Raw genomic sequence first — 14544 nt, forward strand, 5'->3', positions numbered from 1 at the left:
AAAATTAGGTTTACAAAACACCAATAGTTATAAACAAATTTATGTCAATAATTACCCTAACTACCGATTATGGCTTGAAAGACCACTTTGTAGGTGCGCTGAAAGGGAAAATTTTGTCTGAGTATTCCGAAGCTGTAATTATTGATATTTCACATGATATTGATCCATTTAACACGTTAGAAGCTAGTTACATTATTGGAGCATCGTATGCGAGCTTTCCAAAAGGAACCGTTCACCTTGTAGGAGTAGATATGGAATCCAATAAAGAGAATCAACACATTGTCATGCAATGGAACGATCATTATTTTATTGCTGCCGATAATGGGATTTTAAGCATGCTGTCGCAAAAAATTGTTCCGAAAAAAATGGTGGCAATTAATATTCATGATCGTTTACCGAGTGAAGCTACGGATCTAGATGTTTTTGTAAAAGTAGCCTGCCATTTAGCCAAAGGGGGATTAATGAATGTCATTGGTAAAGAAATAAATACGATTAAGCAGGTTACAAATCTGCAAGCCACTATTTCGGATGATGGGAATTCATTAAAAGGTCATGTGATTTACATTGACCATTTTGGGAATGTAATTACCAATATTTCTAAAAAATATTTTATCGAAGTTGCCAAAGGAAGGCCATATGAAATTGTTCTGAAAACTAAAAATATCAAAACAATTTTGCCCAACTATTCAGCAATTGCAAGTTCTGAAAAATATCCGATCAAATCCTATGAAGGAGAAAAATTAGCTATTTTCAACGAAGCCGGTTTTCTTGAAATTGCTATTTTCAGAAGCAATCCTTCTAAAGTAGGTTCAGCGAATAGCTTATTGGGATTGAATTATAGAGATATAATAAATATAGTATTCAGATAGCAGTGTTCAGTAATCAGTTTAAAAATCTAAAATCTTTAATCTAAAATCATAAATCTAAAATGTTTGTACGAATAGTAAAATTGAGTTTTCACGAGGAAAATATTCCTGCTTTTTTAGAAAATTTTGAATTAATGAAAGATAAAATACGAAATGCGCCCGGTAATCGTTTCTTAGAATTGTATCAGGACAAAAACAACAAAAGCATTTTCTTTACCTATAGTTATTGGGAAACAGAAGATGATTTAGAAAATTACAGGAATTCTGAACTTTTTTACGATGTTTGGACATTCACCAAGAAATTATTCAACGACAAACCAGAAGCGTGGAGCGTGGATAAATTAGTTACTTTGGTTTAAAGTTTTTTAGTTTAAAGTTGAGCAACGTTAAACTAAAAAAACTTTAAACTTTAAACAAAAAATAAAACATGAAATCAATAGTTTTACGAGAGATAAAATCCTTTTTCGGTTCGCCCATCGGCTACTTAGTTATTGCCATTTTTTTAATTATTAATGGATTGTTTCTTTGGGTTTTCGAAGGAGATTATAATATTTTGAATACCGGCTTTGCTGATTTGACTCCGTTTTTTACCTTAGCGCCATGGATTTTGATATTCTTGATTCCTGCAGTAACCATGCGCAGTTTTTCGGATGAAAAAAAGCAAGGAACATTAGAATTATTACTGACGAAACCATTGAGTATTTGGCAAATTGTAAATGGAAAATTTCTTGGTGCTTTACTTTTAATTGTCATGGCGATTATTCCAACATTCATTTATGTAGCCGTTATTTCTAGTTTAGGAATGCCGGAGGGCAATATCGATATGGGAAGCACAATTGGTTCTTATTTTGGATTATTATTTTTAATTGCAGCCTATTCTGCCATTGGGATATTCACTTCAACATTGTCGGATAACCAGATTGTGGCATTTATTATTGCCGTATTTTTATGTTTTTTCTTCTATTTTGGGTTTGAAGGGTTAGCTGCTGTTGTTCCAAATGTATCTTCCATAATCGCGTCATTAGGAATGCAAGATCATTTCAAAAGCATGAGCCGAGGCGTATTAGATACCAGAGATATTCTTTATTTTACCAGTATAACCGTTGTCTTTCTTTCATTTACTGTTTATAATCTAAAATCTTTCAAATCGTAATGACTACTTCTAAGAAAAACAACCTAAAATCAGTATTGATTGTCCTTGTCCTTGTAGTTCTTGCGAATGTCATAGGAAATTCCTTTTTTCATCGTTTTGATTTAACAAAAGACAACAGATATACTCTTTCTCCTACTTCTTTGACTATCGTAAAGCAAGTCCAAAATCCGTTGTCTATAAAAGTATATATGCAAGGTGATTTACCGGCTGAATTCAAGCGTTTACAACAAGAAACAAAACAATTACTGGAAGAATTTCAGGCCTATAACTCCAATATTATTTTTGAATTCGCAGATCCATTGGAGAATGATGACACCAGCATGGACAATATTAAAGACTTGTATCGAAAAGGGCTTACGCCAATAAACATAACCGTTGACGATAAAGGAAAGCAATCTCAAGCGATGGTTTTTCCTTGGGCCACAGCCGTTTATGACAATAAAGAAGTTAATATCCCCTTGCTGAAAAACATTATGGGTGCGTCAACTACCCAAAAAGTCATTGGATCTGTTCAGCATTTGGAATATTCTATTGCTGAAGGATTGAATAAAATTACCAAAGCCAAACAAAAGAAAATTGCTGTTATCAAAGGAAACGGTGAATTGCAAGATATCATGATGGCTAAATTTCTTTTGCAAGTGCGCGAAAGTTACCATATTGGTCCTTTTACTTTAGATTCGGTTGCCAAAAACCCTATTGGAAGTTTAGAAGCTTTAGAAAAATATGACTTGGCAGTTATCGCTAAACCAACTGAAACGTTTACCGATGCGGAGAAACAAGTTTTGGATCAATTTATCATCAACGGGGGAAAAACATTATGGTTGATTGACCAAGTTACGGCTGAAATGGACAGTTTGTACAATGCTTCAGGAGCTACTTTAGCGTATCCAAGAGATTTAAATTTAAATGATATGTTCTTTAAATACGGCATCCGAATCAATCCTGATTTAGTAAAAGACGAACAGGGAAGCCCCATAAAACTAGCCACTGGAGAACAAGGAAGTGCGACACAGTTTCAGGAATTCAACTGGAAGTTTGCGCCACAAGTGTATCCAAATAGTGTACATCCGATAGTTAAAAATTTAGGAGGAATCAAATTTGATTTTGCGAATCCAATCGATACTTTGAAAAATGGAATTAAGAAAACTATTCTGTTGGAATCGTCTCAATATTCGAAAAAAATAGGAACTCCAACAGAGATCAACCTGAATAGTGTTGCCGAAGAAACTTCGCCAAATGATTACTTGAACAAAGGAAAGATTCCGCTTTCTGTTTTATTGGAAGGTTCGTTTCGTTCTATGTTTGAAAATCGAGTGTTGCCATTTGAACAAAAAACATTTCAAACGACAGGAAAAGAGAACAAAATGATTGTGATTTCGGATGGCGATCTGATAAAAAACCAATTGGATAAAAACTTTCAACCCGTAGAATTAGGGTATGACCAAAGGTCAGGAAATTTGTATGATAATAAAGATTTCCTGATAAATTGCGTGAATTATTTACTCGATGATACGGGACTTATTAACATTCGAAGCAAAGATCTTGATTTACCTTTATTGGATAAAGAAAAAGTTTATGAAAACTATACCCGAACACAAATCCTAACTATCGGACTTCCAATTCTTATTTTGGTACTTTTTGGGATCTTATTTACTTTTCTTCGAAAAAGAAAATACAGCAAATAGATGTTAATAAAAAAGTTTCGAAACTAGAATAGTTTACGATATATTTGTAAAATGTAACGTATTTCGAATTTAGAGAAATACCTTAAAAAATAAAACAAAACAGATGAAATTTATAGTATCGAGTTCGTACTTATTGAAGCAATTACAGGTTTTAGGTAACGTTATCAACAGCAGTAATACTTTGCCTATTTTAGATAATTTTTTATTTGATTTAGACCATAATGTGCTAACAGTTTCTGCTTCTGATTTAGAGACAACCATGTCTGCAACGTTAGGAATTGATTCAGAAAGTAAAGGAAGCGTTGCTGTGCCTGCGAAATTGCTTTTGGAAATCCTTAAAACATTTCCGGAACAACCGCTAACTTTTACAGTTGAAGAAAATAGTACGATAGAAATCAGTTCTAATTCTGGTAAATATGCTTTGGCTTATGCTCCTGGAAATGAATTTCCAAAATCGGTTAACTTAGACGATCCATCTGTAACGCTTGTTCCTGCTGATGTTTTGGCAACTGCTATAAGTAAAACTATATTTGCAGCCGGTAACGATGATTTACGTCCGGTAATGTCTGGTGTATTTTTTCAGTTTTCGCCACAAGGGTTGACATTTGTTGCAACTGATGCGCATAAATTAGTAAAATATGCGCGTACCGATGTAACCGCCTCTCAGGTGGCTGATTTCATCATGCCAAAAAAACCTTTGAATATCTTGAAAAATATTCTAGGTACTTCAGATGCTGAAGTGAAAATTGAATATAATGATTCGAATGCTACTTTTTCTTTTGACAATTATATTTTAATGTGCCGCTTAATTGATGGAAAATATCCAAATTACGAAGCAGTAATTCCAAAAGAAAATCCGAATAAATTAATGATTGACCGTTCTCAATTTTTGAGTTCTGTACGTCGTGTTGCTATCTTTTCGAATAAAACTACACACCAGATCCGTTTGAAAATAGCAGGTGCTGAATTGAATGTTTCTGCTGAAGATATTGACTATTCAAACAAAGCCGAAGAAAGATTGACTTGTGATTATCAAGGTGATGATATGCAAATAGGATATAATTCTCGTTTCTTGACAGAAATGTTGACTAACTTACAATCGGATATGATTATGCTTGAAATGTCATTGCCAAACAGAGCCGGAATTCTAACTCCTGTTGATGGATTAGAAGAAGGAGAAACGGTAACGATGCTTGTAATGCCAGTAATGTTGAACAGTTAATTCAATTTAAAAATACGCTATTAACCAAACCATTTTTATATTTAAAAAACTGTCCCGATAAACCGGAACGGTTTTTTGTCTATATTCATCACTCTTTTGTTATCAGAACGAAAGAGGTATCTTATAGTATTTCAGTTTCGACGATTACCTATAATTATCAGTTAGTGGGTTTGCTTCGTTCCTCGCAAAGACAAATTGAACACTGAATACTAATTTAAATCACTCCCATTTTCTTCATCAGGAAAGTAGCACTTCTATTTTTACAAATTCCGTCCCGAAGTTTGTAATCAAAATGGAGTTCATTATCGATAATCTCAACTTCAAAACATTTATTGATTAGTGTATTTGGAAACTCATTTGTCGTCAGGCAAACTTCTATATCGTGCGTTGCAATAGCTCCAACAGCTTTCTTACCTATCACTTTTTTGACCACTTCAATTGTTCCGTTCCGTTTATCATCTGAATTGGTACCACGTAATATTTCGTCCAATAAAACAAATGCCGGTCTATTTTCCAATTCGTCCATAATTTGCTTTAAGCGTTTGATTTCGGCAAAGAAATACGATTCGCTATCGGACAACGAATCAGATAATCGCATGGAAACTAAAACGGGTAACGGATGTACACTAGCCTGACGAGCACAAACCGGCGAACCTATTCCTGACAAAACCATATTGATTCCTAAACTTCTTAGAAAAGTACTTTTACCAGACATATTAGAACCCGTTAAAATCATAAACGATTCGGGATGAAAACGCACGTCATTTCCTACTCTAGTTTTTTCGTTTAATAAAGGATGGCTTAAATCCTTGAAATCTATTTCGAAATTACTGTTCAATGTTGGATATACAAACTCCGGATTATTATACGAAAAATTGGCCAAACTGTTCAATAATTCGAATTCACCAATAACTTCCAACCAATTTTCTAAAGCTTGGGCATGATCTTTTTTCCATTGAATTAATGATTTTAAAACATGTAAATTAAAAAGGAACGTTCCATTGAATACGATAGCCGTAACAAAATTTGAGATACTGTCCATATTAGAAAACAAACCGGCTAACTGTTTCAAATGCACGCTGGCATTTTCTTTTTTGAACATTAATTTTTGTTGTAAATCGATTAATTTTTTCGACTGAAAAGATTCATTTTCTATTTTTTGCAACAATAAACTATATTGATGAATGGTTTTATCTATATTCGTGGAATTAGCAATTTCTGCCTGGATACGCTTCATAAACCGACCCAAAACAATTAAATTAAATACAAATAAATACGATAAGACGGAAGCAAAAACAGTAGTCGAAGTTACTAAATAGGCAATCAAAACTCCCAGAAAAAGAAGTGGTGAAAAATAAGAAATGAAAACACTCATTTTAGCCAAGGGCGTACTATTAAATGTACACCACTTGAGCAGAGTCTCATAATTCGATTGATTGTCGTTGCTTATTTTGGCGAAAGCCAAAAATTCCTGACGCCAGTCTAATTTTTTGGTTAATTCTTTTACCGCTTGATGATTTCTAAGAATCTCTTCATTGGGCAAAATTGATAAAAGCTGGTTTGCGAATGTTTTTTTTCCAATAAAAGTAGCGGTTCTATTCAAGTTTTGGAACAAAGAATGCTCGCCAAAAATATCTAAATCATAGGCATACGGATGGTGAAAATCATTAAATTCCTGTCCGTTTTCAAAAGGGATTTTATTTCTTTCCAGGTAGGAAATTTCATTTTCATTAATATCAAGTAAGGCTTGATTGACATGTTTTTCGAAAACTAATTTAGAATGAATGCGCATAAATACTACGAATAGTCCAAAAAGAAAAATGGCGGCAATTATGAAAATAATTTCGCTGTTTTTGATGTAGTAATAAATAGAAACCAAAAAAAGTACAATAGAAAGAAGTCTTAAAATACTTATACTATTGTACTTTTTATTGATTGCAGTCAATGCTGTTGAAAAGCGTATCTTTTTTGCTTTGTATATTTCCATAATTCAATTAATGAATTGCAAATATAACGAAATAGATTACTTTGAAGGCTAAATTAAAAGACAATGGCGATGCCGCAGTATATAGAATTCAAGATTTCAATTGAATTAAAACTGAATCAATCTATAGGAATCGCTAAAATTGGGATATCAAAATTCGTAGCTATTTTTTTTGTTAAACTAGGTTTGAAAATCCCTTCAAAAAAACCTCTTTTATACGTAAGCATAGTCAGTACATCAATTTCTTTGTACATTATAAAATCCAGAATTGTTTCTTTGACTTCGTCACTATTGATCACAAAAAACTCAACGGGTTCATTAATAAATTCTTTCTCCCAAGCAGTTACTGTATCATTTGAAACATCGGAATCACTAGTTTTTACATACAAGCATTTTACTTTAGCTTTCGTTTTTTTAGCGATATCTAACACCATTTTCAATGCTTTTTTATCTTTAGTTCTAAAACGGGTTGTAAATCCAATAATTTCTGTTTTTTTGAATTTTGCTTCTAACGGAACACACAACATAGGAATATCTATTCCCGAAATAACAGCACCTGTATTGGTACCCATAAAAAAAGCTTCCCATCCTGTAGCTCCTGAAGTACCCATGATCACAAAATCTATTTTATCTTCTTTAATTGATTTTTTAATATTATAAAGTAAATTTCCATCCATGAGCCTATGAGACATTTTTATTTTGTCCAAATGCCGTTCATCGGCTATGGCGCGCAATTTTGGGATTTCATCTTTAAACATATCAAATTGAGCTAAGGCCAAGGAATCATAAATGACGGCGTAATTTTCGGGAAAAAACTGATTGTCATAAATGGGCAATTCAAAGGTGTGCAATAAAACGAGTTCACCCTGAACTATTTTTGCAAATTCTAAAGCATGTACAAAAGCATTAGTAGCCACTTCAGAAAAGTCGGTTGGAAATAGAATTTTTTTCATTTTATCTTTTATTAAAATAATTGATTTACTAAAATAAATTATTGATGTCTTTACGTAATCAAATCAGAATATTTTTATTCATGAATAGCAAGAATGGGTACATTGATATGAAAGGCTAATTTTTTTGAAAGACTAATTTTGAAAAGTTTTTCAAATAAATTTCTGTGATACACATGCATTGCAATCAAATTAATTTTATACAAATCGATAAAATTTAAAATAATTCCTTCTACATCTTCTCCTTTAATGGAGTGGAATGTAACTTCATTATTTTCAACTAATACCTTCCAATCCTCTCTGCTATCCTCCTTAACTTCATGATGCGGGGATGCGGCACGCAGGCAATCAATATGTGATTGAAATATTTTAGACAAAGACAGAACTCTTACAAAAGACCCTGTGTCCTCCAATTTATATTGCGTAATGAACAGTATTTTTTCAATAGGATGATATGTACAATGCGCCGGTATTGCCAAAACTAATGCTTTGACATCATTCATTACTTTTGTGGCTGTCGTACCGAAAAAAGTTTCCTTTATACTTGTGGCGCCTTTAGTCCCCATAACTACGAAATCAAAATTTTCATTCTCGGTTATTTTTTTTATTTCGGGAACCAAATTTCCCAAAATCAAAACATGGCTTATTTTGATATGACCTAAATTATTTGCTTCCGCAATTTTTCTTAAAAGTGGCACTTCATCTTTATAATTTTCAAAATTACTGAGTTCTGTAACCTCATAAATTTCATGTAAATACTCAGAAACATTTACATAATTGGCTTGTAAAAATTGGTACACATGAATTGTAACTATTTCAGCATTAACGGATTCCGCCAATTTTAATGCATAGATAAACGCATTTTTAGACACTTCTGAAAAGTCGGTAGGAAATAAGATTTTCTTCATACTATAGTTAATTTATTGCAAATTAATTATTAATATAAATTTACAAAACAAAAAACAAAATAGTACGATAATTATCACTTTGGCTAATTTTTAACAAAAAATAGCGTCAATGGTTTAGTACAAGAGACTTGTAGCCATGTCAATTTTACTTACTTTTACACCAAATTGACTTTAAATATGATACCTCACGATTCCATAGTGGCACTGGCAACTCCTTCGGGAGCGGGTGCTATAGCCGTAATTCGGATTTCCGGACAAGATGCCATTGCTATTGGAAATTCTGTTTTTAAATCCATCAAAAACAAAGAATTAACAACCCAAAAAACGCATACGTTACATTTAGGGCATATAATGGATGGTTCCAAAACTTTGGATGAAGTCCTGGTCTCCATTTTTAAAGGACCAAATTCCTACACTGGCGAAAACACGATCGAAATTTCCTGTCACGGTTCTACTTATATACAACAACAAATTATTCAATTATTGCTTCGAAAAGGCTGTCGAATGGCAGATCCTGGCGAATTTACGTTGAGAGCATTTCTAAACGGAAAACTGGATTTGTCCCAAGCAGAAGCTGTTGCCGATTTAATTTCATCAGATAATGAAGCTTCACACCAAATTGCAATGCAGCAAATGCGTGGCGGTTTCTCTAATGAAATAGCAAAATTAAGAGAAGAACTCTTGAATTTTGCATCACTAATCGAACTCGAATTAGACTTCGCCGAAGAAGATGTAGAATTTGCTGACCGAACCCAATTTCATGAATTACTAAACCGAATCGAATTTGTCCTAAAACGATTAATCGATTCATTTGCCGTAGGAAATGTGATTAAAAACGGAATTCCTGTAGCTATTGTGGGCGAACCCAATGTAGGGAAATCGACACTTTTGAATGCTTTATTGAATGAAGAGCGCGCCATTGTTTCGGAAATTGCGGGAACCACGCGTGATACCATTGAAGATGAGTTAGTGATTGGCGGCATTGGTTTTCGATTCATTGATACGGCTGGAATCCGGGAAACGGAAGACGTGGTAGAAAGCATCGGGATTCGTAAGACTTTTGAAAAAATTGAACAAGCGCAAGTTGTCGTTTTTCTATTTGACAGTTCTGAGTTTAAAGTTTCTGGTTTAAAGTTAAAAGTGGAACTGGAAAAAATTAAAAACCAGTTTCCGTTGAAACCTCTTGTAATCATTGGTAACAAAGCCGATAAATTAGAAGAAAGTGAAATAGGAAATTTGAAAGCTGAAATTCCTGAAATCGTGCTAATTTCTGCAAAAGAAAAACTAGGCGTTGAGGATTTAAAAAATCAATTACTTTCATTTGTCAATACTGGAGCATTAAGAAATAATGAAACAATTGTAACGAATACCAGACATTACGATTCCTTATTAAAAGCGTTAGATGAAATACAAAAAGTAAAATTTGGTCTTGAAACGAACTTATCCTCCGATTTGATGGCATTAGATATTAAAGAAGCTTTGTACCAGTTTGGAATGATTACGGGACAAGTAACTAACGACGAATTGTTAGGGAATATTTTTGCTAATTTCTGTATCGGAAAGTAGGTTTCACAAAACATCACAAAATAAAACAAAGAATCCCAGTTAAAATGTCATAAAAAGGCATTTTAACTGGGATTCTTCTTTCTGTTTATTTAGCTTTATTTGCAGATAGTTTGTTCCTTTTTGTACCATTATTGTACCACGAAAATAATTTTCCTTATTGGATTTTTTTTTTGGCGAAATTATGACACACAGAGAGACACAAAGACACAATGGGACACAAAATTAGTCACATTATGAGTTCTAATATTGAGGTTATCAGAATTTGTGAGCACTGCAAAAAACAGTTCACAGCCAGAACAACGCGCACACGATATTGTTCGCACATTTCAACAGCCGTGGTTATAAATCACTGGTGCGCAAAGGAAAAGTAGAAAAAAGCAATAACCAGATCGTTCAGCTTTTAAACACAGATTTGGAAAAAATAAAGCCACTTGAGTTTTTAAAAATTACCCACGCAACCCTTTTTTTAGAATCAGCAGAAGTACGCTTTACAGGTTAGTTAACAATGGACAGCTGGACATTGCAAAGTTTGGCAAACGAACTGTTATCCGAAGATGCGATCTTGAAGCTTTTTTTGCAATTCCTGTACAGGATGTAACCTTGAAAACTGGACAGCAATTTCCTGGTTTTGACAATTGCTATACTATAACAGAAATTCAACAGAAGTATAATATTTCTTCAGGAGCGCTCTATTTATTGATTCAACGGCAGGGCATAGTAAAATATTCCGTTGGAAAATTCACTTATGTAGCCAAACAGGATATTGAAATAATTTTTAATGCTGGGGAGAGATGAAAAATATAAACGTTACGCTAAGAAAAAGAACCCTTCCAAGTGGTACGATAACATTATATCTTGATTTTTTTTCTCCGATATATAACATTAAAGCCCGTAAATTTTCCCGCAGAGAGTATTTAAGTTTATTTTTGGTTTCAAAACCAAAAAGTACTATTGAAAAAGGCTTTGAATTCCGAGAACTTGTACAAAGCCGAGATCATTCGTGGCAACAGATTTAATGAAGTGAATAAGGATCAGATTTAAACCCCATTTGAGCTTGAGCGCATTCATCTCAAGGAGGTTGGCGAAAAATCATTTCTGCAGTATCTCAAGCTTGTTGCAGAGCATAAAACGGGTAATAACTGTGATATTTGGACATATGCCATTATCCACTTTTAAAATTTCCTTAAGAATGCGGATATACTGATACAGGATATCGATATGACTGTTATAGAAGATTTTAGGGAGTATCTCTTAAAGACAAAATGTATCAGGAAAAAGGGTAAGTTTTTAGCTCAGAATACAGCTTTAACTTATTTCAATAAGATGAAAGCTACTCTTCGAAAAGCATACAAAAAAGGATTACTGCAGACCGATGTCAATGCTGCGATTGAAAGCATAAAGGAACAAGAGTCTCAAAGGAATTTTCTAACCATGGAAGAAGCTGTAAGGCTATTTAGAACCCCTTGTAAAAAAGAAATTGTCAAACGTGTCAGTCTTTTTTCTCTGCTCACAGGCATACGTTATTCCGATATATCAAAACTTACGTGGGAAGCAGTTTTAACGACTCATCAATTGAAATACACATTACATTTCACTGCTTTCGCCATACGTATGCAACATTGCAGATGGCAGCAGGTTCCGACATTTTTACGGTATCGAAAATGCTGGAGCACAAAAACATAAAGACAGCACAGATATATACAAAAATCATCGACGAGAAAAAAAGAGAAACAACTAATAAAATTTCATTTAAATAAAGTAAAGTTTTTAATACTGATAAAAAATAATCCTTGGCTTTGACTTAAGGCAGCTTTTTCAGTCGATTTATGTCAAAGGCAGATTTTATTTTGATGCATGAATTTTCACGTAATAACTGAACCATGGATTACTTATTTGAACAACTTTTCCAGAAATTACTATAATTCTTTTTTGGGTTTAGGACCTGTTACCCTTAATATCATAGCGCAAAAAGCCCTCAAAATGAGAGCTTGATTATCTGCAATGACGCATAACTATTTATATTGTTGCGATTGGTTTTCCCTTTAAGCTTTCACTTACCAGTTTTGAAAGAAATATTGTAAAGGGCTCTATATCACCTCTCACACTTGCGCTTTCTAGAGCTGCCATGTAAGGATCACGTTCTTGAACAGGAATAACAGTCCAAGGGAATCCTCCCGAGGCCAGCATCACATTCATTAGGAATCTTGCCATCCTGCCATTGCCGTCCATATAGGGATGTATGTACACAAATATAAAGTGCCCTAGCACTGCACGCACTGCGGCACTGCTTTCGTTTTCGAGTAATTCAAAAAGCGTGGGCATTGCATCTCTCAGAGCATCTCTGTTTAGAGGTACGTGCAGAGAATTAGAAATATAGACCTGATTGGTTCTGTATCCTGCCAAATCCGAAGCTTTTAAAATTCCAACGGCCACACTGGGCGCAAATAATTCCTGATACCAATCTCTATGGTCATCGTCAGCTACTTTTCCTGCATTGTCGCCTTCTAAAATTTTACCGAGACTTTTCTTTACAGCTTTTGTAGCCTGCCAGTAACCTCTTGCTGCCATTGCATTCCTGTGGTTTCCATCATTTTCATTCCCCTTGATGTCCCAATCGCCAATGCGGACTTTTTCAATCAACTCGACCGATACCACGTATCTTTCGATAGAAAGGGAATGATAGGCATCGGTGACATAAATCTGTTCTACAGCTTCAAGGTATTTTTCTTTGTCTTTTGGAAGACCTGGTTCATCGGGAAAATACTTTATAACAACTTTTCGCCATTCATCCCACATGAGCTTGATACGGTTTGCATAGGGTGATCTTTCTCTGAATGATAGAGCAACAGGAGATTTACTTTGGAAAGGATCTGTTTCGCGTACATTGTAATCAGCGGCTTTCATTGTTTTCAAAATGTCATCAGCGATACGGTCTCGTCCGATATTTCGAAACGCACCGGCTAACCTTCCGGCTACTACTGAATGTGAGCCTTCGAGAAGTGAGCCGAGAATTTCGGATGCATCCTGAACCAGTGCCAACGCGGCCCGTACATCGACCGCATTCCTTTCGAACATTGCTATAGAGCAGTTTATTAAAGCGGAGTGCAGTGGTATTATTCTGATACCATTTATCTCCACAATATCGGTTATATATGGAAGTGGTGACTTCATTTCCAGTAATGACGTATTATACAACAATGGTATGACTTTGTTTGAAGCTTGCAATGCACGGATAATTAACTGTGTAGGTACAGTTCTATTTCCTGCATGTATCATGAGGGACTGATCAGCTGAAATGCAGTAGGCTTCTCCATATTTATCCCTGAGATAACGTGAACAGAATTGCCAATAAGATCTATACCATGAAGTAGTGTCACCTGCGGTTTCGTGGGGATTTGATACAATGTACCAACCTCTGGATACTCCCTTCAAGAAGCCATTTTTTATCAGACGCTCTCTATGAGTCCTGTTTATTTCCGATGATTTTATTGCGACAATATTCTGATCTTCCTGAAAATTATGAAGTGTCTGAAGGGATGCCGCCAATTTTTCTCCAGGTGTCGCCATTTATTCTTTTTTTTGAATTATTTACCTACTATTTTTTAAAAGCAAAAGATTACCAGTTTCGCATCGTAATTAGCCTATTGTGTCGCACATAAATTAGTCTATTGCGTCGTATTTAAATTAGCTTATATTGTTGCGCGTAAATTAGCCTACAATGCAAATGTAATAAATTAATCAATGTTTTTGCTAATAATGATTGTGAGGTTTCCTAAAGGATGATTGTGAATCATCATCAGAGATACAACATTTGCCTGCTCATTCATCTTGTTCAAATTATACTTACGTTCACGAAAACGTGAACACTTCATATTGGTGAACAACGATATAATTATTTAGCAGCACCAACAACAGCAGCACCAACTATTTGTGCTGTAACTACATCTAATATTATCAATCAATAACTTCCTCGGCAGCAGTTTTTAAAAAAAATCTTAAACATCGATTTATAGATTTTGTTATATTGATGAAATTTTCTGATCATTAAAGCTTAGAAATAATAGCGGGTTCTTGTTCTACGTGCGATAAGTTCTTTTTTGTAGCATTCACGGATGCACGTAATCTTCATGTTTGTACTCATAGAAATGTCACTTTAGGTGTCTCACTGTGACTATTTGTGTCTCTGTGTGCCATAATTTGGCACAAAAAT

The 14544-nt window shown here is 34.3% G+C and carries 12 protein-coding genes and 1 pseudogene; 9 read left to right on the forward strand and 4 right to left on the reverse strand.

The genetic code is table 11. From position 1 onward, the window contains the following. The first annotated feature begins 41 nt into the window (after positions 1 to 41). From EKM00_RS01410 to dnaN, 5 genes are all read left to right on the forward strand, one after another. Positions 42 to 869, forward strand: a complete 828-nt coding sequence (locus tag EKM00_RS01410) for an SAM hydrolase/SAM-dependent halogenase family protein (protein WP_126514984.1) — start codon at positions 42 to 44, stop codon at positions 867 to 869. 59 nt (positions 870 to 928) lie between these two features. Next, entirely contained in the window at positions 929 to 1225 is a 297-nt protein-coding gene (locus EKM00_RS01415) for a putative quinol monooxygenase (RefSeq protein ID WP_126514985.1), read from the forward strand. Positions 1226 to 1293: 68 nt separating this feature from the next. Next, positions 1294 to 2019, forward strand: a complete 726-nt coding sequence (gene gldF, locus EKM00_RS01420; RefSeq protein ID WP_126514986.1) for a gliding motility-associated ABC transporter permease subunit GldF — start codon at positions 1294 to 1296, stop codon at positions 2017 to 2019. Beyond that, on the forward strand, positions 2019 to 3704 hold the full coding sequence (gene gldG / locus EKM00_RS01425) for a gliding motility-associated ABC transporter substrate-binding protein GldG (RefSeq protein WP_126514987.1): 1686 nt from the start codon (positions 2019 to 2021) through the stop codon (positions 3702 to 3704). The genes gldF and gldG overlap by 1 nt, the downstream gene beginning before the upstream one ends. Positions 3705 to 3807: 103 nt before the next feature. Continuing rightward, positions 3808 to 4926 carry a DNA polymerase III subunit beta gene (gene dnaN / locus EKM00_RS01430; protein ID WP_126514988.1) on the forward strand — a complete coding sequence of 373 codons (1119 nt, stop codon included), beginning with the start codon at positions 3808 to 3810 and terminating at the stop codon, positions 4924 to 4926. 214 nt (positions 4927 to 5140) lie between these two features. Here dnaN and EKM00_RS01435 read toward each other — a convergent pair whose 3' ends face one another. The 3 genes from EKM00_RS01435 to EKM00_RS01445 form a co-directional block, all read right to left on the reverse strand. Continuing rightward, the gene (locus EKM00_RS01435) at positions 5141 to 6913 is read right to left on the reverse strand and encodes a MutS-related protein (RefSeq protein WP_126514989.1); all 1773 of its coding nucleotides are present in this window, start codon (positions 6911 to 6913) and stop codon (positions 5141 to 5143) included. Positions 6914 to 7029: 116 nt separating this feature from the next. Then, entirely contained in the window at positions 7030 to 7863 is an 834-nt protein-coding gene (locus tag EKM00_RS01440) for a universal stress protein (RefSeq protein ID WP_126514990.1), read from the reverse strand. A 74-nt stretch (positions 7864 to 7937) separates the two neighbouring features. Beyond that, a complete protein-coding gene (locus EKM00_RS01445) occupies positions 7938 to 8768 on the reverse strand; it encodes a universal stress protein (RefSeq protein ID WP_126514991.1) in 831 nt (276 codons plus the stop codon). 177 nt (positions 8769 to 8945) lie between these two features. Here EKM00_RS01445 and mnmE point away from each other — a divergent pair, with 177 nt between their 5' ends. The 4 genes and pseudogenes from mnmE to EKM00_RS14860 all read left to right on the forward strand — a co-directional run bounded on the left by mnmE (position 8946) and on the right by EKM00_RS14860 (position 12091). Beyond that, on the forward strand, positions 8946 to 10334 hold the full coding sequence (gene mnmE, locus EKM00_RS01450; RefSeq protein WP_126514992.1) for a tRNA uridine-5-carboxymethylaminomethyl(34) synthesis GTPase MnmE: 1389 nt from the start codon (positions 8946 to 8948) through the stop codon (positions 10332 to 10334). Positions 10335 to 10847: 513 nt separating this feature from the next. Continuing rightward, on the forward strand, positions 10848 to 11129 hold the full coding sequence (locus EKM00_RS14850) for a helix-turn-helix domain-containing protein (protein ID WP_233592228.1): 282 nt from the start codon (positions 10848 to 10850) through the stop codon (positions 11127 to 11129). Positions 11130 to 11552: 423 nt separating this feature from the next. Then, positions 11553 to 11654 (forward strand): annotated as a pseudogene (locus tag EKM00_RS14855) (hypothetical protein); the annotation flags it as partial. A 224-nt stretch (positions 11655 to 11878) separates the two neighbouring features. Then, positions 11879 to 12091, forward strand: a complete 213-nt coding sequence (locus tag EKM00_RS14860) for a tyrosine-type recombinase/integrase (RefSeq protein WP_233592223.1) — start codon at positions 11879 to 11881, stop codon at positions 12089 to 12091. Between the two features lie 259 nt (positions 12092 to 12350). Here the strand turns inward: EKM00_RS14860 and EKM00_RS01465 are convergent, their stop codons facing one another. After that, positions 12351 to 13901: a Fic family protein gene (locus EKM00_RS01465; protein WP_126514993.1), complete on the reverse strand. Its 1551-nt coding sequence runs from the start codon at positions 13899 to 13901 to the stop codon at positions 12351 to 12353. Positions 13902 to 14544: the final 643 nt, after the last annotated feature.

This window comes from Flavobacterium sp. RSP15 (assembly GCF_003968755.1).
Taxonomy (GTDB): Bacteria; Bacteroidota; Bacteroidia; order Flavobacteriales; family Flavobacteriaceae; genus Flavobacterium.